Source organism: Aquimarina ulvae, assembly GCF_053613295.3.
Window position 1 is genome coordinate 133,252 of record NZ_JBSIBP030000002.1, and the last position, 19,244, is coordinate 152,495.

Sequence of the window (19,244 nt, forward strand, 5' to 3'; positions counted from 1 at the left end):
GACATCTAAACTTGACAATTATTTAAGCATTATTTTTTTCTTTAATTCGCCAATTTTAATTTCAAAATCACCGGGTTCGGCAACTGTTTCTAATTTTTCATTAACAAAAGACAGCGCATCTTTGGTAATTGTAAATGAAACCTGTTTAGACGCACCAGCTTCCAGTACTATCTTTTCATACCCTTTTAGTGCACGAACCTCTGGTGTAATGCTAGCGTATAGATCGCTAACAAAAAGCAACACCGCTTCTTTTCCTTTTCTTGCTCCTGTATTAGTAACATCTACAGAAACCTCAATCAATCCGTTTTGATCCATTTCCGAAGCACTTAATGATAAATTAGTATATTCAAAATTAGTATATGACAACCCATCTCCGAATTCGTATTGTTGATCGTAATCCGATTCATAATAATTTGGAACTGCAATATTGTCGGAATGTTTATGATTATAATTCACGAATGCGTGTGGATGTTTCGGATAATTTATTGGTAATCTACCTGATGGATTTTCTACTCCATATAACAAATCTACTAAAGCATCGGCTCCATAATTACCGGGCAGATATCCCATAAAAACCGCATCGACTAACGGCTCTATTTCGCTAAAAATAATAGGTCTTCCTTCTAATAAAACGAGAACTATTTTCTTCCCTGTTTTAGAAAGTGCTTTTGCCAATTCGATCTGATCCTTTGGCATCATAATAGAGTTTATATTTCCTGGTGTTTCTGTATAGGAGTTTTCACCTAAACATAATAGCACCACATCACTTTGTCTGGCTGCATTTACTGCTGCATCGATATTCTTTTTTTCACTAAAAGAAACACCTTGCACAAAAGTGGCATTCTCAAAACTTCCAAAAGCTTTTGCAATGGTATTCTTATCATTAGCATAGATATCTGCTTCACTTCCTTGCCAATTATAAGACCAACCTCCATTAAGTGACCTCATCGTATTCGCCGTTGGGCCAGTAATTAATATTTTGGTTCCTTTTTTAAGAGGTAGTATACTATCGTTGTTTTTTAATAAGGTAAAAGACTCTAAAGCGGCCTCTTTACTTACCGCAGCAAATTTATCAGATCCAAAATCTGGATAATTCTTTGGATTTGTCACAGGGTTTTCGAACAACCCTAATTGCATTTTAACTTTCAGTATTCGAGAAACTGCACTATTAATTCTTTCTTCCGAAACACTTCCTTCTTTTACGAGTTCGACTAATAGCTCAGCAAATTCAAAATCATGTGGCACCATACTCATGTCTATTCCTGCATTGACAGACATTTTAATTGCATCTTTTATTGTTTCGGCCACTTTATGTCGTGTGTGAAGATAATTGATATCCGCCCAGTCTGTAACCGCAATTCCATCAAAACCCAATTCTTCTCGTAATACATCTGTTAATAAAAACTTGCTGGCATGTACCGGAACCCCGTTAATTTCTCCCGAATTGATCATTAACGTAACCGATCCTGCATCTACTGCCTCTTTAAATGCTGGTAAAAAGTATTGTCTTAGTTCTCTTTCCGGTATCCAAGCAGGTGTACGGTCTTTACCAGAAAGGGGAACACTATACCCTAAATAATGCTTCATACAAGAGGCTACAGTATTTGGATCTCCCAAGGTTCCCTGATACCCTTCTACCATAGCAACTCCTAATGTTTTTCCTAAGTAAACATCTTCTCCAAAGGTTTCCCACAATCGCGGCCATAGAGGATTTCTTCCTAAACCTAAAACTGGAGAAAAATTCCAAGGAATTGAAGACGCCCTGGTTTCATAGGCAGAAATTTTTGCCACTTCTTTCACCAAATCTTTATTAAATGTTGCTGCTAGTCCTATTTGCTGAGGAAATAACGTGGCTCCGGTGGTATAATTAACCCCGTGAATAGCATCGATTCCATAAATAATCGGAATCTTTCTTGGTGTTTTTGCTGCTTCATCCTGAAAAGTTTTAATAGTAGTATACCAATCTTCTCTTGACAAAGGTACTCCCGGAGTATTAAGAATAGAACCAACTTTGTAGGTATGAATCGCCTTATGAACCAATGCAGAGTCTAATTGATAAGGTTGGGATGAACTGTATTGATTATCGCTTTTGGTCACAACATCCAGTGTAATCTGTGTCATCTGCCCTACCTTTTCTTCTAAGGTCATCTCAGAAAGTAATGTTGCTACTTTTGTATCTGTTTCTGAATTTATTGCTGGTCCTTCTGACATAGACTTTTTATTATCATTATTTGATTCTGATGTACAACTTACCACAATTAAAGTCAGTAACACTATATATAATTTCTGCATTATTTATTTTTTAAAAGTAAAATCAACTTCACTATCCGTAACGGAACTCCCTCCTATAAATATTTTAAAATCACCAGGTTCTGCTTCCCATTTTTTATTTACTGTATAAAACTGGATCATCTCTTCATTAATCTTAAAAGTTATTGTTTTACTTTCCTTAGGTGCTAACTCAACTAATTCAAAACCTTTTAATTCTTTTACAGGTCTGGTTAAACTACCTATTAAATCACGAATATATAATTGCACAACTTCTTTTCCTTTTCTCTCACCAGTATTTGTCAATGTAACAGAAACCGATATACTTCCTCCAGAAGTAAAAGATGGAGCACTTATTTTAAAATCTTTATACTCAAAAGAAGTATAGCTTAACCCATGTCCAAATGGAAACAAAGCATCGTTTTTCTCATCGGTATAGTGGGACCAAAACACCATTCCATCTGGGTTTGAAGGTCTTCCTGTATTTTTTACATTATAATATAATGGTATCTGGCCTGCATGTCTCGGAAAAGAAACTGGTAGTTTTCCAGAAGGATTATAATCACCAAATAGTACATCTGCTATTGCGCTACCAGATGATGATCCCAAATGCCAGGTCTCAACTATCGAAGGTGCTTTTTCGGCAATATTACTTATTGCCATTGGCCGACCATTCATCAGAACAACTACAATGTTTTTATTTACCGCATACACAGCCTCAAATAGCTTTTGTTGAGGCTTTGTAAGTTCTATACTCACCTGACTTCTGGCTTCTCCTGATTGAAAAGCTTCTTCCCCAATAGCTAAAATCACTACTTCTGCACCTTTTGCGATTTTTACCGCCTCTTCAATACCTGTAAAATCATCTCGGTTCACCTTTAAATCACGCACAAAACTTCTTTCACCAACTCCGAGTTCCACTCCTTTAGCGTGTGATATTTTTGCACTTTGTCCAACTACATTTTTAATCCCTTCTAATAAGGAAACTGCAGAATTAGGTGTTGCCATCCCTCTCCAGCTTCCTATTGGAGTATCTTTATCATCAGCCAATGGACCGATAACGGCTAGACTTTTTACATCTTTTTTAAGAGGTAATAGATTAGTGTCATTTTTTAGTAGAACAATGGATTTTTTTGCTACTTCTCTAGCAGCTTCTAAATGTTCTTTTGTATAAATGTCATTTTTTTCTCGCTCTTCATCACAATATTTAAAAGGATCATCAAACAATCCTAATTTAAATTTAACTCTAAGTATTCTTTTGACAGCTTCATCAATTAGTTTCTCATCTACTTTCCCATCTTTTACCAACTGTTCTAAACCTGTCTCATAGGCTCTTCCTTCCATATCCATGTCATTACCAGCTTGGATCGCTAGTTCTGCAGCGTGTGTTTTATCTTTTGCATACCCGTGAAATATCATTTCTGCAATAGACGCCCAATCTGAAACTATAAAACCATCCCAATTCCAAGTATTTTTCAGAATATCTCTTTGCAATCCTTTATGTCCGGTTGCCGGTATTCCATCAATTTCATTAAAGGCGCTCATCATAGAAGCCACCCCAGCATCTACTGCTGCCTTAAATGGAGGCAAGACCGTATTATGCAACTCGTACTCACCTATACTTACAGTATTATAATCCCTTCCTCCTTCAGCAAAACCGTAAGCTGCAAAATGTTTTGCACATGCCGCTAACGTATTGTTTTTAGACAGATCATCGCCCTGAAAACCTCGGATTCTTGCCACAGCAATTTTTGAAGCTAAAAAAGGATCTTCTCCTGCTCCTTCCATAATTCTTCCCCAACGGGCGTCTCTGGAAATATCCACCATCGGTCCAAATGCCCAATTAATCCCCGAAGCTGTTGCTTCTTTGGCTGCTACGGACGAAGACTTTTTTATCGCTTCAAGATCCCAGCTTGCACTTTCTCCAAGCGGAATTGGAAAAATGGTCTTAAAACCATGTATGACATCATACCCAAAAAGTAACGGTATTTTTAATCTTGAATTTTCCATTACCGTTTTTTGTAATTCTTTAGTTCCTGAAACCGACGTGGCATTAAGCATAGCACCAACCTCTCCATTTTTTAGTTTTTGATACTTCTCCTTACTACCTACATCAGAAGGAGGTCCGGTAACATCCCAACTCCCATTATATAATACAAGTTGTCCTACTTTTTCTTTTAATGTCATTAATGAAAGTACAGAATCTACTTTCTTTTCAAGATCAATAGATGATTTTTTACTCCCTGCTGCATTTTGAGAAAAACAAAACCCCGGCAGCATAAAGAGAAACCCTACAATCATTATTAAATTAACATTCTTACTATTCGATTTTTTAAAAGCTTTCACAGATCTTGTTTTTATTTAGTTATTGATTAGAATTGATAAAATAAATATTTTGTTCTCCATCGTTGCAAAATATTAACCATCTCATTATGCAAAACGTACATAAATATTTTAGATTTTTGAATGTTGGCACATATAAATTTACAACAATACACGATCATAAATAACAACATGTCAATCTTAACATTTTATGTACAAATACGGTATACTTATTTTAAAATACTAAAAAAATAAATCATAAAATACTTAAAATCATAATATTAAATCATAAAAACTAACATATCCTTAATACTTTTATATCTGAAAAAACAAGCCTCGGTATAGATTCTATAAATACTATAAAGCACGGTGTTGTTATCTTTTTTGAAGAACACCTTAAGACAAATTCAACTTTAAATACGTATGCTTTCTTAACATTTTTCCTCAAAATAATCCAATCCACTAAAGAAAAAAGAACTCAGAAACATATGCTATTAAAACATCTACACAAGCCAAATAACCAATGATTTTTAATAAAAAACACTTAATAATTTAACATTAACTTTTATTTTACCTTCATAATGTTGACTTTAGTCATTATTAAAAATTATGGATTTATTGTAAGTTTTGAGCTTTGCTGTACGACTAATGATGAACGACTATAACTAAAAAATGATACAACATGTCGAAAACATATTATGATCCCGCCGATCTTAGAAAATTTGGAAAAATAACAGAATGGAGTGAAGAACTGGGCACTAAATTCTTTGATTACTATGGAAAAGTTTTTGAAGAAGGTGCATTGTCCGCGCGCGAAAAGTCATTAATTGCACTTGCAGTTTCTCATGTTGTTAAATGCCCTTATTGTATCGATGCTTATACCAAAGATGGTCTTCAAAAAGGTATTACTAAAGAAGAGATGATGGAAGCAGTACACGCAGGAGCTGCTATTGAAAGTGGAGCAACATTAGTCCACGGCGTACAAATGATGAATAAATATGAAAAACTCTCTATGTAAGCAATCGAACAATACGAAATATTAAAAAAAATATCACCGTTAAATACAATTTATGACTACCAAGTCACTTCAAAAGAGAAATAATGAACTAGCAGACTCCCATAGACAATTGGAAATTCTTAATAACGGGATTTTCGAAAATGGTGAGTTACCTAAGTTTGCTGATAAAATTGCCGAAGCCGGCTATAAACCCCTACGTCCGCGTAAATTAGAGATACTTCAAATTAACGTAGGCTATATGTGCAACCAAGTTTGTGAACATTGTCATGTTGATGCGGGTCCAGATCGAAAAGAAATTATGACCAAAGGAACTATGCTGCAGTGTCTGGATGTTATTAAAACTACTGGAGCTCATACGCTGGATTTAACTGGTGGGGCTCCTGAAATGAACCCTAATTTTAGATGGTTTGTAGAAGAAGCGAGTAAAGCGGGAATCAAAGATTTCATTGTGCGAAGTAATCTTACCATTATTAGAGCCAATAAAAAGTACTACGATCTACCCGACTTTTTTAAAAAACATAATGTTCACGTCGTTTCTTCTATGCCTCATTGGACCCGTGGCAAAACTGATAAGCAGCGGGGCGATGGCGTTTTTGATAAGTCTATCAAGGCACTTCAGGATCTTAATGAACGAGGATATGGTATGGCAGGTAGCGACTTGAAATTAGATCTGGTTTATAATCCCTCAGGGGCATTTTTACCAGGTGATCAGGCTTCAATGGAAAAGGACTTTAAAAAAGCTTTATTAGAAGATTTTGGAATTCACTTTCATAATTTGTTTGCAATTACTAATTTACCGATTAGTAGGTTTTTGGATTATCTAATTGCTTCAGAGAATTATGAAGATTATATGTACGCTTTGGTAGAGGCTTATAATCCAGCCGCTGTGGCTAACGTGATGTGTACAAATACCATTTCTATTAGTTGGGATGGTTGGCTTTACGATTGTGATTTCAATCAGATGTTAGATCTCAAGGTCGCAAGTAAGGTGAAACATATTAGTGAGTATAATGAAGAATTACTACAAAATAGAGATATTATTATTTCTCAGCACTGCTACGGATGTACTGCAGGATCCGGAAGTAGTTGTCAAGGAACTGTAGCATAATTACAATGAAAGTAAAAACCGCCATATTAGTTTTTGTAAACTCCTCGAAAGAAGAGCTACTACACAAGCCCATTATTGGAGGGGAACGCCTGTTTACAGAGCTTACCAAAAAAACACTTAAGGTTGTAAAAAAAGCTGGGCTTCCATATTTTGTGTTTACAGAAAAAGATCAACAAGGCAAAACCTTTGGGGAACGTTTTGTTCATGCTATTGAGAGCACCTATGGCCTTGGATTCGAAAATATAATCACTATTGGAAATGATACTCCTCATTTAAAAAAGCATCATTTATTAGAAAGCGCCATACAACTTGAAAATAGAAAATTTGTACTAGGGCCCTCTCTGGATGGAGGATTTTATCTCATGGGATTACATAAATCACAATTTAATAGAAGTGCGTTTTTAAACCTTCCTTGGCAATCAAAAGAATTAGCTAAGAACATATCCAATTTAATTAAAACTGCAAAAATTGAGATTGCGCAGCTCGAAACTCTAAGAGATATTGACTGTATCAACGATTTAAAAACTATAGCCAAACTTGCTTTTGCTTTCTCTACTATTCTTAAAAAAATTATATATAGGATCATACATCCAAAAAAAGAGGTATTTGGTTCCTATAAATTACTAAAGGATACATATCAAATATCATCTTTTTACAACAAAGGATCACCTTTTTCTTTAGCTTAAGTAGAATTATTTTTATTTTTTAATTCTTACAATAGCTTTCCTTTCAAAAATATTTTACAGAAAACGTTGACAACATCAGACTTGTTATTTTTTGTAAACGAATTCTTACACTGATAATTTATAACAAAGTAAAACTAAGCAATATGTGTTATTAGTAGTATTATGTAATATGAAAAAAACAATTTTAGTACTAACTTGTATTATTTCACCACTTTTTGTTATGAGTCAGAATTCACTTGATGAGTTGCTTGATAATTATAACAACGAAAATATTCCGTACATCTCAGCAAAGGAACTAAACGCTATACAGAATGAAGCTGTTCTATTGGACGCAAGAGAAATACTAGAATATCAAACGAGTCATATAGATAGGGCGATCTTTGTAGGATATAATCATTTTAATACAGATATGATGTCCAGTATGAAAATTCCAAAAGAATCTAAGATTGTTGTTTATTGCAGTTTAGGAATACGATCAGAAGATGTTGCAGAAAAACTAAAAGAAGCTGGTTATTATAACATATATAATCTTTATGGTGGAATTTTTGAATGGAAAAATGAGGGCTATAAAGTAGTTGATTCGAAAGGAAGAGAGACAGATAACATACACACATTTTCCAGACAATGGGGAAAATGGTTACATAAAGGCAAAAAAGTACATAAAAAGTGAAAGAAAAGAACCTCTTAATGATTTTTACCAGAAATCCAGAACTCGGTAAATGTAAAACTCGATTGGCAGCTACTATTGGAGATCAAGCAGCTCTGGAAGTATACGACCTTTTGTTAAAACATACGGTTTCGATTACCAAAAATCTCAAGCCAACCAAAGAAGTTCATTATTCTACAAGCATTGGACATAATGATATCTGGGATGCAGCTATTTATAATAAAAATCTTCAGGTAGGGGAAGATCTTGGTGCCCGAATGTTCAATGCATTTAGAAACGGATTCGAAGCTGGATACACAAATATCATCATCATAGGTAGTGATATGTATGACCTTAGTCAATCAGACATCGATAATGCATTTGATATGTTAAAAATATACGACTACGTAATAGGCCCAGCAGAGGATGGAGGGTATTATTTATTAGGAATGAAAAAGCTGAACCCGCAGGTTTTTGAAAACAAATCTTGGGGAACAAATACAGTATTAAAAAACACCTTAAACGATTTACAACTAACCAATACTAAATTATTAGAAGAACGAAATGACATAGATTACTATGAAGACATCAAAGATATTTCAGTTTTTCAACATTTATTAAGCTATCAAAATGACTAAGTACATTAAAGAAACGACAGAATACTTACAGGAAAAAGGATTTGTTAATCCACAAATCGGTATCATATTGGGAACAGGATTAGGGCAACTACTTGATGAAATAGAAATCATCAAAGAGGTCAGCTACAATCACATCCCTAATTTTCCGACCGCCACAGTAGAATTCCATAAAGGCAAATTGATTTATGGAATATTAGAAGGTAAAAATGTAGTGGTAATGCAAGGACGTTTTCATCTTTACGAGGGATATTCGCTGCAGGACGTAACATATCCTGTGCGGATCATGCATCAATTAGGCATTAAAACGTTATTAGTCTCTAATGCATCTGGGGCAATTAATTTAAATTTTAAAAAAGGAGAATTAATGCTAATTGACGATCATATAAACCTTCAAGGAGGTTCTCCTTTAGCTTTCAAAGGAGTAGAGCAACTAGGAACTCGTTTTACAGATATGAGCGCTCCATATGATGTTGAAATTAATGACAAACTAACGTTTATTGCTAAAGAAAATAATATCAATTTGCATAAAGGTATATACGCTTCTGTTGTAGGGCCCCAGCTTGAAACTCGTGCAGAATATCGTTATTTAAAAATTATCGGAGCGGATGCAGTTGGAATGAGTACTGTTCCAGAGGTTATTGTAGCAAATCACTTAGAACTTCAGGTAGCCGCCGTATCGGTGCTGACCGATGAATGTGATCCCGATAATCTTACACCAGTAGATATTCAAGAAATCATAGCAATGGCTGGAAAAGCCGAGCCAGAAATGATTCTTTTGTTTAAAGAATTGATCCAATCTCTTTAAATAGTATAAATTCTAATTAATTACCCAGAAAAAAGAAAAATATGAGCTATTTAGAAACTACTCATGATGTATATAAAGAAGCAGCACTAACTCCAGATGTAGGTTTATGTTGTACTACGAACCCAATTTGGGAATTACCGGGATTAAAAATCCCGAAAATTATGCAAGAAATGAATTATGGTTGCGGGAGTACTGTAAACGCCCGTGACTTAACAAACAATCCAAAAGTGCTTTATGTTGGTGTTGGAGGAGGTATGGAATTATTACAATTCTCATATTTTTCTCGCCAAAAAAATGGTGTAATAGGCGTTGATGTTGTACAAGAAATGTTGGATGCATCCCATAAAAACTTTAAAAAAGCGGAACAACAGAATGATTGGTTCAGTAGTGATTTTGTAGACCTTAGATTTGGAGATGCATTACATCTTCCTGTCGAAGATAACAGTATCGATGTTGCTGCCCAAAATTGTTTATTCAATATTTTTAAAGCAGAAGATCTTAAAAAAGCCATTGAGGAAATGTATCGTGTATTAAAACCTCACGGTCGATTAGTAATGAGTGACCCTACGTGCGAACAACCAATGAATAAAACACTTAGAAATGATGAACGATTAAGAGCACTTTGTCTAAGTGGTAGTTTGCCAATTGCTGAATATGTAAAAGCCTTAACCGATGTTGGTTTTGGAACCATCGAAATCAGAGCGCGTAAGCCATATCGTATTCTAGATCCTAAGAATTATGAAACAGATGAACTAATCTATATAGAGTCAATAGAAGTTGCTGCCATCAAAGACCCAATGCCAAAAGATGGACCTTGTATCTTTACAGGCAAAGCGGCTATTTATTTTGGAGAAGAAGATTACTTTGACGATAAGAAAGGGCACATATTGCTTAAAAATCAACCGTTAGCCGTGTGTGACAAAACTGCTGGTGCTCTTGCAGATCTAGAAAGAGATGATATCTTTATTAGTGAATCAACCTATCATTATGACGGTGGAGGCTGTTGTTAAAACACAAAAAAAAAACAGCCTTTATACTTTTATGAGGTCTAAAACATTGCTTTCCCTTCATTTTGATTTCTATAACAAAACCAAACAATTGCTCTTAAAATATCAATGTGATCGTATCATACATAGCAGGCTTTTTGGACCTCATTATTCTTTTAAGCAAATTTCTTAGCCATTGCTTTTCTGAATTCGTACTGTATTAAAAATATGGAGCACCAAAGAGGATTCATATTAGATCTCAATCCTTTCCCTTTGGAAAATCGTATGATTTGTCTGGCGTAAAAACCACCTTCTGCACCATCTTCAAACGCTTTTAATCCGGTACGAAGCACTAAGTTTTTGAGATTTGGTAAAGTTCCATTTAAAAAATTAGGTATTTCTTCTCTATTAGTAATAAATGGGCGAGCCATACCAATAAGATCCACTTCACTACTTGCTAATACTTCGTTGCAAAAATCATAGGACCTAAAACCATCAGTAATCATTAAGGGTAGCGTACTTATAGCGCTTACTTTCTTGGCAAAATCAATAAAATATGCTTCTCTCTGCTGAGTACGCTCTTTTAAATTAGTGTCTTCCTCGTTCATTATAAAGAAAGCTAGTTTTTCATAGGTTCCTCCAGATATTTCGAGTAGATCGATCTTTTCTTGATCCAACATTTTAACTACTTCCAATGAAGCGAACTCCGTAAATCCCCTCTCTGAAAATCAGCAGAATTCAATTTAACAGAAATAGGAAAACTAGTTCCAACAACTTTTCTAACTTTTCTAACTTCTCTAATAATCATACCTAATAAAAGACTCCGGTTTTCAATACTTCCACCCCAACAATCAAGTCTTATATTGGTATTATGGGATAAAAACTGACTCAATAAATACCCATGGGCAACATGAATCTGGACACCAGTAAAACCAGCTAATTTTGATAGGTTAGCTGCTTTTACAAACCGTTGAATCACATCCAAAATATCTTCTTCGATCATTTCTTTGGGTGTACCAAAAAGACCTAATTTTTTTAGCTGTACTGCAGATGGTGCTAATGGATGATTGACATTAAATTTACTTGTCTGCCTTCCAGAATGAGATATTTGAACCCATATATGATTTCCTTGTCTTTTGCCTGTATCAGCCTGAGAAATTAGTTTTGGCAACATCTTCTCATCATGAAAACATACATTACCAGAAGATTCGAGATGTTTGCGATCTATTACAACATTACCCGTAATCAATAATCCCGCTCCAGTACATGCCCAATCCTCATACAATTTTTCATGTCCTTTTGTAGGTTCAAACCTGTTATTGCTAATACGCTCAGTCATAGCTGACTTTACCAACCTATTTTTTAGTATTGCTCCACAAGGAAGTGTCAAGCCTGTACTAATCATAAAAAATAGTTCGATTACAATAATACGGAATCCATCAGTAACACACAAAATCAAAAAAGCCTCTGTTTGTACTTGTAAGGTCTGGCATACACTTTGGACTAACATCAAGTATTTAACGAATGTTTCGTGAAAAACCTCGTTATATAAAAGCATAAAAAAATAATAAGTTGAACTATCTTTCTTCTATGCAGAAAAATTTGGAAAGATATTTTTTAAAAGACAATAAAATGAACACCTTTAAACTAATTATATTGGTATTAATAGCATCCAGCTCTTTTCAAATCAAAGCACAACAAAATCTAGATCACGCTATTTGGGATCAGATTTTGTTAATTAATGTGTCTGAGGATGGCAAAGTAGATTATGAAGGTTTTATGAAGGATAGTGCCCAACTGTATAAGTATTTCACGTACCTTTCTGACAATCCTCCAACTACAACATGGAGTAAGGAAGAAACGTTGGCCTACTGGATTAATGCATACAATGCTTATACTATAAAGTTAATTATAGATAATTATCCACTAAAAAGTATTAAGGAGATCAAAGATCCTTGGGACAGACAGTTCTTCAAAATTAATGGTGTTTTACACAGCTTAAACGAACTAGAACACAAAATTCTCAGAAAACTAGACGAACCCAGAATTCATTTTGCAATAAACTGTGCTTCATATTCTTGCCCGATTGTCTGGAACAGAGCATTCACCGCCTCCAATGTTAATGAAGCTCTAGAAACACTAACTCGAAATTTTATTAATGACCCCAAAAGAAATACAATAACAGAAGATGTAGTAGAAGTATCAAAAATCTTTAGTTGGTTCAAAAGGGATTTCAAAGTAGACGGAGAAGATGCAAAAGATTTTATCAACAAATACTCAGAAACTAAAATTGATAAACAAAAAAAGAAAGGATATAAAAAATACGATTGGAGCTTGAATGAGAAAATGTAATAAAATTCAAAAAACAGTGATTTTTTTCATTAAAAAAACTTTAACCAAACATTCACAGCCGTTACTCAAAGAAGGCTCGTGTATATGAACGTAAGTTTTTAATTATAGGAATTTCCTTACTACATTTTTATTATTGATAAAACAAAACACTATGAAAATGATTGCTACTTTGGTATCACGATAATGTTTACATTCTTAGGATTCTGTCAAGAAAAATTTACACACGATACCTGAGATCATGCTCTTTTATTAAATGCTTCAGAGAATGGTAATATAAACTATAATGATTTATGAGGGATATTTCTTTGTTATATCAACACTTTCAAGAGCTATTAGAAAACACTACCAATAGCAGTTGGTCAGGGAATGATAAAACAGTATATTGGATTAATGCATACAATACTTATACAGTAAAATTGATCATCGATAGCTATCCTATTAAAAGGATTAAAGATTTGAAAAAAACTTGGGATAAAAAGTTTATCAAAATTGATGAGAAATGGTTTAGTCTTGACCAATTAGCGCATAAAATCTTAAGGAAATTTGGCTACCCTCTAATCCGCTTTGCAATTAACTATGCTTCCATTTCTTGCCCAGGCGTATGGAACAGGGCATATTCTGGAGAGAATCTGCAAATAGCGACAGATAGTCAGACCGAAAAATTCATCAATAATCCGACAAAAAATGCTATAACCCCTTATGAGGTTGCTGTTTCTAAAATATTCGATTGGTATAATATAGATTTCAAACTTAATCGTGTAAATGTAATCAATTTTATCAATCGTTACTCCAATATTAAAATTGCGGATCAGAAAGAAAAAGGGCAAAAGGATTATCATTGGAACTTGAATGAATTTTAGACCTCTCTTGATGGGTATATATTTGACTAAAACAACACTAATCCAGGTTTTTTGAAAAGTAAATATGTAAATTTATAGACTTAAAAAATGTCGAATTCATTGAGTATTTCTATAATCATACCGATTTTAAATGAAGCAGCTACAATTAGTAAGCTGCTTTGCCATTTAACACGATCTACAGACACAGCAGATACAATAAGAGAAATTATTGTTGTAGATGGAGGCAGCATAGATGGATCCAAAAAAAAAGTTCAGGATTTTGCACATACTCAGCGTGTAGCTGTTAGAATAATCTCTTCAGAAAAAGGACGTGCCAAACAAATGAATATGGGAGCTGCCGCCGCATCGGGAGATATTCTTTATTTTTTGCACGCTGATTCTTTTCCTCCTAAAGGATATGACTCAGATATTGCAAGAGAAGTTCATAAAGGAAATGAAGCCGGATGTTTCAGGATGAGATTCGATTCTAATCACTGGTGGCTACGTTTTCTAGGTTGGTTGACACAGTTCAAAAGTAAACGCTGCCGCGGAGGCGACCAAAGTCAATTTATTACAAAATCTTTATTTAAGGAAATAAACGGCTATGATGAAGCGTATGTCGTGTATGAAGATAATGATCTCGTAGATAGATTATTTGCAATAAACAAATTTGTTGTCATTCCAAAATATGTAATAACCTCTGCCAGGCGTTATCAAGAAGTAGGAGTCTGGCGATTGCAGTACCATTTCCTGAATATCCATGTAAGAAGATGGTTAGGTGCTTCATCAGAAGATCTATATCGATATTATAAAGAAAAAGTTGTTTCTTAAAACTTCTCCTTAATAACTATTGAGATGAAAACTATAGAAATACCTTTATCCTTCTTACGCACTGGCTTATACCACCACGTTGATCAAAAATAACCGGTTTTATTTGCTATGAAAGAACCCATCGAGTATATTATCAGTATTCTAACATAAGAAAAGTATTGAGTAACAATACCCCTTTCTTATTACTGAAAAAAGCACAACAAAATCAGAGATCGAAAATTTAAAACTAGTTCTTACTAGCTTTTCTTGAAACATCAATGATCGTACGTACTTTTCTCCATAGATTTTGAGACATTAAAGAGTTCTTATGAGCTTCTCCTATAAGATGTTCCAGATTTAATTCTTTGACAGTATCCTGATATGATATATTTAAAACACCATCATCAGACAACGTTGCCATATCCCATTGGCGAAAGGTACGAGTAGGTTTTGACCCTCTCCACATAGTAATCACATCAGCGTGCCTTTCATCCTTTTTTATTTTATCATACAATGGTAATACTTCGTTTTTAGGTCCTTCAATTAATTGAAAAAACACATTTTTATAATAAATCAAGCATCCTGTAATATTGCTTTTTTTATTATTTTTTCTTGAAATATCCAGTATTCGTTTTAGATCAGAGTCACTTAATTCCTCACTTGCTATGGATCGATAGCTTACTTCATATACCAGACTATCTTTATAAAATGACTCTTTATATTTACTAGGAAGGATTCCGAACCTTTTATAAAACAAATTTGAAAAGTAACTTCTACTAGAATACCCAACCGTATAGCATATTTCGGAAATGCTTTTGTCTGTTTGATATATATGCTCCTTTGCGACTTCCATCCTAATATTACTTATGTATTCATTAACAGAATAATTATATAAAAACCGAACGCCAGCTTGAAGTTTTTTTGGAGAAAAACCTAAATATTTACAAAGAACTGAAATTGTTAATTTATTAGCGATGTTATCCCTTATATAATCACCGAGTTCGGTAATCCTCGACAATTCTGATTTTGTGAGTTTGGGTAGAAAACTATCGGTTTGATTATCTAAATCGTGAGCTTCAATTTGTGCCGCAAGTAAATTTGTTATTGCACCCTCAGTTAAGAGTCGACCTACTAGATCCGTTCTTGAATTCTTTATAATAATTTCTGCAAATGTTCCTGCATGTGCATCGATATTTCCAAAATAACGATAGGGCCTTTCTTCTGTTATCTGTAGAAATATATCTTTTAGATTCTGTTCTATTTTTTTTCTCGCAACGCTGTTAGATCCCTCTAATAAACAAGGTGTTAAAATTAAATAACAACTCTCAAATTTGACATCACTACTCATCTTAAATTCAGAACTGGTGCCTGGTTCACTTATGAGTATGAAATTTTGTCCTTGTTCTATTTTTTGATATGCTGTCTCGTGAGCAAATTTCTGCATCTGAAACCCAGAAATATGATATCCAAAATAATAAGGCCTATCAGACGAAAACTTTAGGTCGACAACTAGTTCAGAATTAAATGTAATATTATAAACCCAAGCAGTTAGACCAGGAAAAAGTTCATATAAAGATATAGTACCTTCACCATGCTTGTTATCTAAACTAAGTGTTGCCGCTCCAAGATTCTCTTCCAAATTAGCATCAAAATGAATAGCAAACTGCCGCAACATATCAAGTGGACTACTCTCTTCTAGACCTAGCATTTAATCAAATATTTAAGCTGATAAAATTCAAAACGATATTCTTTTAAAAAATAATTACAAATCTATAGAAAATTGTAGTTATTTAAAAATCAAAAAAAGCTTTACTCCCGTAGGTATTGAGCAATAGAAATATTAGTAGTAGTATAATACCAATTAAAATTGTCATTGATTACTGTTTTGACCGAAAATCACTACTTTTAGACTATCCCGGTAGTTAAGTCTGTGTATTCTTTGGATTTTTGTTTGTTATGAAGATAGTCCCTCAAGTATTTTATCAGCATCCTAAAATAGAAAAAGTTTTGAAGGATGGTCTCTCGTGTGTCTTACTGAAAAAAGTACAACAAGCAGATTTACAAAATCAGCGTTACTTGGCTTCACACGCACTAACCTTAGTACTTAATGGGTCGCTACAAGTTGAAACTTCTGAAGGAGATTTTGCAGTGGTTAATAAAAATCAAATTATCTTATTACCTAAAGGATTGTATATGATATCTGATATCATCCCAAAAAATCAATCTTTTGAGGCTATTGTTTTCTTCTTTGAAGAAAAAATCACAGATGAAATTTTAAATAATTTTGAAACACCAAACATTGAGAACCTAACTAAACTCCTGATTTTACCATATGATCAAAATGTACGATTGTTTACAGACACGTTGATCACCTTGTACCGAAACAAGAACCAACACCAATTTACCAAATCGAAATTATTAGAACTATTATATCTCATAAGTGTTTCGGAGAAAGGGAACGAATTTATTGCCAAATTATTTCAACTAAAAAAAAGAGCAAAAAAGAATATTAAAACCTTCATGGCAGAGAATTTTGACAAACCATTGGATATAGAGGACTATGCATATTTAACTGGAAGAAGCATCTCTACTTTTAGAAGAGATTTTAAGTCTAGATTTGGAATTCCTCCTAAGAAATGGCTTACCCAAAAACGACTCGAAAAAGCTTCTATACTATTAAAAAGAAACACCGAAACAGTCTCTAGTATTGCAAGACAAGTTGGTTATAAAAACACATCGCATTTCATCAAAGTTTTTCAGCATAAACTCAATATTTCTCCTAAACAATTTCAGATAAAATATCGAAAAGATATCTGGATCTAAATTTTTGACCGAAAAATACAACTTCTGGTTTTTTAGAAAATTTATCTTCTTTGATTTCGATGACATTTGTATCAGAAACAAAAACGGATATAAATGAAAAGAATCGGATTTATCGGACTTGGTATTATGGGAAGTAGGATGGCTACAAATCTTCTAAAGAATGGTTATGATCTCAAAATATATAACCGAACCAAACAAAAAGCAGCAAATTTGATAACTCACGGCGCTACATGGGCTGAAACACCAAGAGAAGTTACAGAAGACTCTGACGTAGTAATTACCATGCTTTCTACTCCCGAAGTTGTAAAAGAAGTGGCCACTGGAGAACAGGGTTTCCTGAAGAATATGAAAAAACAAAGTCTTTGGATGAATTGCAGTACTGTACACCCTTCCTTTACCAAAGAAATGCACCTACTGTCCACAGCATATCAAATACATTATTTAGACGCGCCAGTAGCTGGCACTAAAGAGCCTGCAGAGAATGGTGAATTACTATTTCTAGTTGGAGGAGAAGATCAAGACGTTGACAGAGCAAGGCCTCTACTTCAGGTTATGGGTAAAAAAACGCTTCATCTTGGAAAAACAGGTGCAGGAGCTTCTATGAAAATGTTAATTAATCAGCTACTAGCTCAATCTATGGTTGCATTTGCAGAAGCACTGATGATAGGCGAAGCAATGGGAATAACCAAAGAAACCTTATTCGATGTACTACTTACAACCCCTGTTGTCGCACCAGTGATGGCAGCGTTACGTTCAAAACTAGAAGCTAGCAATTATGAGGCTAATTTTCCATTAAAATGGATGCATAAGGATCTTCATCTATCAAGTGTTTCTGCTTATGAAAGTGCTATAGCAGCTCCTAATCTAAACATGACTAAAGAAATTTTTGCACAAGCTAAGCAATATGGGTTTGGCGACCTGGATTTTACATCGATATATAAATACATACATCTTAAAAAATAAAATTGCTATGAAACTATTAAGAATAGATGCCAACTCTAGAGTCAAAAATGCTGACAGTAGAAAAATTGCCGATCAATTTCAAGAACAACAGCTAACCGCTAATCCAAATGAAGAAATAATTATTAGAGATATTGTCAATACACCTATTCCTCATATTTCTCAGAATCAACTAAAGGATTTTAAACTACACCTGCAAATTTTACCTCCGAATTAGTAAAAGCCACGATGTTATCAGACGAGCTTATTTCAGAATTAAAAGATGCAGCTCTTATTTTGATCAGTAGATCTATGTCTAACTTTGGAGAGCATTCACGTTTAAAAGCCTGAATTGATCACGTTATAAGAATTAACAACACGTTTGGATATACTCGTGAAGGTTCTTTTATGGTAAAATTGAACGGCTAAGACGGACAGTATTACAACCTCGATAGCAAAATACACTTATAAAGAAATAAAATCTTTAGGTTTTCTCCAAGCCTATTTACAAACCATTTTAGGTCTAATCGGAATCACAGTATTACCTTTCTAACCTTAGAAGAAACAACCATATATGTCGAAGCTTAGAAACATTCAAAACAAATTGCTTCTAAAATCATAATCAAATTGTAAACAAACCACAAAAAAGAGATAAATTCCCTATATTAGTATTAGAAATCTTACAGACATAAACCTCAAGTGTCTCAAAATATTTGGGGAAATATTATTCTTAATACCTTAATTATGTTAAAAAACATTTTAGATTTAAAAGACGCTCAAACCCTTAGTAAAGAAGAACAAAGATCTGTAAACGGTGGTAGCAATAGAGCTAGTTGCCCTACCTATACACCTGAAGAATGTCTGGGTTGCGGTGGGTATCCATTATCTAATGGTTGCTGTTTGGGAACAAGAGAAACACATATGTGTCTTTCAGGAGTTATTGAATAATTATTTGTAACTACAACAACAGACAGGGTTTGTTAAATAACAAGCTCTGTTTTTAT

General features: G+C 34.0%; 19 protein-coding genes. 14 read left to right on the forward strand and 5 right to left on the reverse strand.

Annotated elements, in window-relative coordinates; translation table 11 throughout:
- Nucleotides 1-18: 18 nt before the first annotated feature.
- Together ACWGOQ_RS04145 and bglX are read right to left on the reverse strand one after the other, a co-directional pair.
- Nucleotides 19-2,292, reverse strand: coding sequence for a glycoside hydrolase family 3 N-terminal domain-containing protein (locus ACWGOQ_RS04145; RefSeq protein ID WP_452056380.1), 2,274 nt, complete (start codon nucleotides 2,290-2,292; stop codon nucleotides 19-21).
- 3 nt (nucleotides 2,293-2,295) lie between these two features.
- Complete coding sequence (gene bglX / locus ACWGOQ_RS04150; protein ID WP_452056487.1) at nucleotides 2,296-4,548, reverse strand: beta-glucosidase BglX; 2,253 nt, start codon at nucleotides 4,546-4,548, stop codon at nucleotides 2,296-2,298.
- 724 nt (nucleotides 4,549-5,272) lie between these two features.
- On the opposite strand from bglX, the gene ACWGOQ_RS04155 reads away from it, so the two are divergent.
- The 7 genes from ACWGOQ_RS04155 (at nucleotide 5,273) to arsM (ending at nucleotide 10,501) form a co-directional block, all read left to right on the forward strand.
- Entirely contained in the window at nucleotides 5,273-5,608 is a 336-nt protein-coding gene (locus tag ACWGOQ_RS04155; protein ID WP_066313279.1) for an arsenosugar biosynthesis-associated peroxidase-like protein, read from the forward strand.
- Between the two features lie 52 nt (nucleotides 5,609-5,660).
- Nucleotides 5,661-6,716 (forward strand): arsenosugar biosynthesis radical SAM (seleno)protein ArsS, encoded by a 1,056-nt coding sequence (gene arsS / locus ACWGOQ_RS04160; RefSeq protein WP_452056379.1) that lies wholly within the window; start codon nucleotides 5,661-5,663, stop codon nucleotides 6,714-6,716.
- 5 nt (nucleotides 6,717-6,721) lie between these two features.
- Nucleotides 6,722-7,402: a TIGR04282 family arsenosugar biosynthesis glycosyltransferase gene (locus ACWGOQ_RS04165; protein ID WP_452056378.1), complete on the forward strand. Its 681-nt coding sequence runs from the start codon at nucleotides 6,722-6,724 to the stop codon at nucleotides 7,400-7,402.
- 169 nt (nucleotides 7,403-7,571) lie between these two features.
- On the forward strand, nucleotides 7,572-8,072 hold the full coding sequence (locus ACWGOQ_RS04170; protein WP_452056377.1) for a rhodanese-like domain-containing protein: 501 nt from the start codon (nucleotides 7,572-7,574) through the stop codon (nucleotides 8,070-8,072).
- A gap of 17 nt (nucleotides 8,073-8,089) precedes the next feature.
- Entirely contained in the window at nucleotides 8,090-8,686 is a 597-nt protein-coding gene (locus ACWGOQ_RS04175) for a TIGR04282 family arsenosugar biosynthesis glycosyltransferase (RefSeq protein WP_452056486.1), read from the forward strand.
- On the forward strand, nucleotides 8,679-9,491 hold the full coding sequence (locus ACWGOQ_RS04180) for a purine-nucleoside phosphorylase (RefSeq protein ID WP_452056376.1): 813 nt from the start codon (nucleotides 8,679-8,681) through the stop codon (nucleotides 9,489-9,491). Before ACWGOQ_RS04175 ends, ACWGOQ_RS04180 begins: the two co-directional genes overlap by 8 nt.
- Before the next feature lie 41 nt (nucleotides 9,492-9,532).
- The gene (gene arsM, locus ACWGOQ_RS04185) at nucleotides 9,533-10,501 is read left to right on the forward strand and encodes an arsenosugar biosynthesis arsenite methyltransferase ArsM (protein WP_452056375.1); all 969 of its coding nucleotides are present in this window, start codon (nucleotides 9,533-9,535) and stop codon (nucleotides 10,499-10,501) included.
- Nucleotides 10,502-10,653: 152 nt separating this feature from the next.
- Here the strand turns inward: arsM and ACWGOQ_RS04190 are convergent, their stop codons facing one another.
- Nucleotides 10,654-11,157, reverse strand: a complete 504-nt coding sequence (locus ACWGOQ_RS04190; RefSeq protein ID WP_452056374.1) for a beta/alpha barrel domain-containing protein — start codon at nucleotides 11,155-11,157, stop codon at nucleotides 10,654-10,656.
- A gap of 5 nt (nucleotides 11,158-11,162) precedes the next feature.
- Nucleotides 11,163-12,035 carry an oxidoreductase gene (locus ACWGOQ_RS04195; RefSeq protein WP_452056373.1) on the reverse strand — a complete coding sequence of 291 codons (873 nt, stop codon included), beginning with the start codon at nucleotides 12,033-12,035 and terminating at the stop codon, nucleotides 11,163-11,165.
- 74 nt (nucleotides 12,036-12,109) lie between these two features.
- On the opposite strand from ACWGOQ_RS04195, the gene ACWGOQ_RS04200 reads away from it, so the two are divergent.
- The 3 genes from ACWGOQ_RS04200 (at nucleotide 12,110) to ACWGOQ_RS04210 (ending at nucleotide 14,499) form a co-directional block, all read left to right on the forward strand.
- On the forward strand, nucleotides 12,110-12,829 hold the full coding sequence (locus ACWGOQ_RS04200; RefSeq protein WP_452056372.1) for a DUF547 domain-containing protein: 720 nt from the start codon (nucleotides 12,110-12,112) through the stop codon (nucleotides 12,827-12,829).
- A gap of 290 nt (nucleotides 12,830-13,119) precedes the next feature.
- Nucleotides 13,120-13,689 carry a DUF547 domain-containing protein gene (locus ACWGOQ_RS04205; protein ID WP_452056371.1) on the forward strand — a complete coding sequence of 190 codons (570 nt, stop codon included), beginning with the start codon at nucleotides 13,120-13,122 and terminating at the stop codon, nucleotides 13,687-13,689.
- 87 nt (nucleotides 13,690-13,776) lie between these two features.
- Nucleotides 13,777-14,499, forward strand: a complete 723-nt coding sequence (locus ACWGOQ_RS04210; protein WP_452056370.1) for a TIGR04283 family arsenosugar biosynthesis glycosyltransferase — start codon at nucleotides 13,777-13,779, stop codon at nucleotides 14,497-14,499.
- A gap of 226 nt (nucleotides 14,500-14,725) precedes the next feature.
- On the opposite strand, the gene ACWGOQ_RS04215 is transcribed toward ACWGOQ_RS04210, so the two are convergent.
- Nucleotides 14,726-16,186 carry a BLUF domain-containing protein gene (locus ACWGOQ_RS04215; protein WP_452056369.1) on the reverse strand — a complete coding sequence of 487 codons (1,461 nt, stop codon included), beginning with the start codon at nucleotides 16,184-16,186 and terminating at the stop codon, nucleotides 14,726-14,728.
- A gap of 248 nt (nucleotides 16,187-16,434) precedes the next feature.
- On the opposite strand from ACWGOQ_RS04215, the gene ACWGOQ_RS04220 reads away from it, so the two are divergent.
- The 4 genes from ACWGOQ_RS04220 to ACWGOQ_RS04235 all read left to right on the forward strand — a co-directional run bounded on the left by ACWGOQ_RS04220 (nucleotide 16,435) and on the right by ACWGOQ_RS04235 (nucleotide 19,188).
- Nucleotides 16,435-17,301 (forward strand): AraC family transcriptional regulator, encoded by an 867-nt coding sequence (locus ACWGOQ_RS04220; protein WP_452056368.1) that lies wholly within the window; start codon nucleotides 16,435-16,437, stop codon nucleotides 17,299-17,301.
- 93 nt (nucleotides 17,302-17,394) lie between these two features.
- Nucleotides 17,395-18,264 carry an NAD(P)-dependent oxidoreductase gene (locus ACWGOQ_RS04225; RefSeq protein WP_452056367.1) on the forward strand — a complete coding sequence of 290 codons (870 nt, stop codon included), beginning with the start codon at nucleotides 17,395-17,397 and terminating at the stop codon, nucleotides 18,262-18,264.
- Nucleotides 18,265-18,271: 7 nt separating this feature from the next.
- A complete protein-coding gene (locus tag ACWGOQ_RS04230; RefSeq protein WP_452056366.1) occupies nucleotides 18,272-18,478 on the forward strand; it encodes an NAD(P)H-dependent oxidoreductase in 207 nt (68 codons plus the stop codon).
- A gap of 506 nt (nucleotides 18,479-18,984) precedes the next feature.
- Nucleotides 18,985-19,188 (forward strand): hypothetical protein, encoded by a 204-nt coding sequence (locus ACWGOQ_RS04235; protein WP_452056365.1) that lies wholly within the window; start codon nucleotides 18,985-18,987, stop codon nucleotides 19,186-19,188.
- The last annotated feature ends 56 nt before the right edge of the window (nucleotides 19,189-19,244 follow it).

What these genes read in the sequence shown, in the direction of transcription:
- ACWGOQ_RS04165 (WP_452056378.1), top strand. Translation starts at nt 6,722, where the DNA reads ATGAAAGTAAAAACCGCCATATTAGTTTTTGTAAACTCCTCGAAAGAA.
- ACWGOQ_RS04225 (WP_452056367.1), top strand. Translation starts at nt 17,395, where the DNA reads ATGAAAAGAATCGGATTTATCGGACTTGGTATTATGGGAAGTAGGATG.
- ACWGOQ_RS04235 (WP_452056365.1), top strand. Translation starts at nt 18,985, where the DNA reads ATGTTAAAAAACATTTTAGATTTAAAAGACGCTCAAACCCTTAGTAAA.
- ACWGOQ_RS04180 (WP_452056376.1), top strand. Translation starts at nt 8,679, where the DNA reads ATGACTAAGTACATTAAAGAAACGACAGAATACTTACAGGAAAAAGGA.
- ACWGOQ_RS04205 (WP_452056371.1), top strand. Translation starts at nt 13,120, where the DNA reads ATGAGGGATATTTCTTTGTTATATCAACACTTTCAAGAGCTATTAGAA.
- arsS (WP_452056379.1), top strand. Translation starts at nt 5,661, where the DNA reads ATGACTACCAAGTCACTTCAAAAGAGAAATAATGAACTAGCAGACTCC.
- ACWGOQ_RS04200 (WP_452056372.1), top strand. Translation starts at nt 12,110, where the DNA reads ATGAACACCTTTAAACTAATTATATTGGTATTAATAGCATCCAGCTCT.
- ACWGOQ_RS04175 (WP_452056486.1), top strand. Translation starts at nt 8,090, where the DNA reads ATGATTTTTACCAGAAATCCAGAACTCGGTAAATGTAAAACTCGATTG.
- ACWGOQ_RS04170 (WP_452056377.1), top strand. Translation starts at nt 7,572, where the DNA reads ATGAAAAAAACAATTTTAGTACTAACTTGTATTATTTCACCACTTTTT.
- bglX (WP_452056487.1), bottom strand. Translation starts at nt 4,548, where the DNA reads ATGCTGCCGGGGTTTTGTTTTTCTCAAAATGCAGCAGGGAGTAAAAAA.
- ACWGOQ_RS04230 (WP_452056366.1), top strand. Translation starts at nt 18,272, where the DNA reads ATGAAACTATTAAGAATAGATGCCAACTCTAGAGTCAAAAATGCTGAC.
- arsM (WP_452056375.1), top strand. Translation starts at nt 9,533, where the DNA reads ATGAGCTATTTAGAAACTACTCATGATGTATATAAAGAAGCAGCACTA.
- ACWGOQ_RS04155 (WP_066313279.1), top strand. Translation starts at nt 5,273, where the DNA reads ATGTCGAAAACATATTATGATCCCGCCGATCTTAGAAAATTTGGAAAA.
- ACWGOQ_RS04215 (WP_452056369.1), bottom strand. Translation starts at nt 16,186, where the DNA reads ATGCTAGGTCTAGAAGAGAGTAGTCCACTTGATATGTTGCGGCAGTTT.
- ACWGOQ_RS04220 (WP_452056368.1), top strand. Translation starts at nt 16,435, where the DNA reads ATGAAGATAGTCCCTCAAGTATTTTATCAGCATCCTAAAATAGAAAAA.
- ACWGOQ_RS04195 (WP_452056373.1), bottom strand. Translation starts at nt 12,035, where the DNA reads ATGCTTTTATATAACGAGGTTTTTCACGAAACATTCGTTAAATACTTG.
- ACWGOQ_RS04145 (WP_452056380.1), bottom strand. Translation starts at nt 2,292, where the DNA reads ATGCAGAAATTATATATAGTGTTACTGACTTTAATTGTGGTAAGTTGT.
- ACWGOQ_RS04210 (WP_452056370.1), top strand. Translation starts at nt 13,777, where the DNA reads ATGTCGAATTCATTGAGTATTTCTATAATCATACCGATTTTAAATGAA.
- ACWGOQ_RS04190 (WP_452056374.1), bottom strand. Translation starts at nt 11,157, where the DNA reads ATGTTGGATCAAGAAAAGATCGATCTACTCGAAATATCTGGAGGAACC.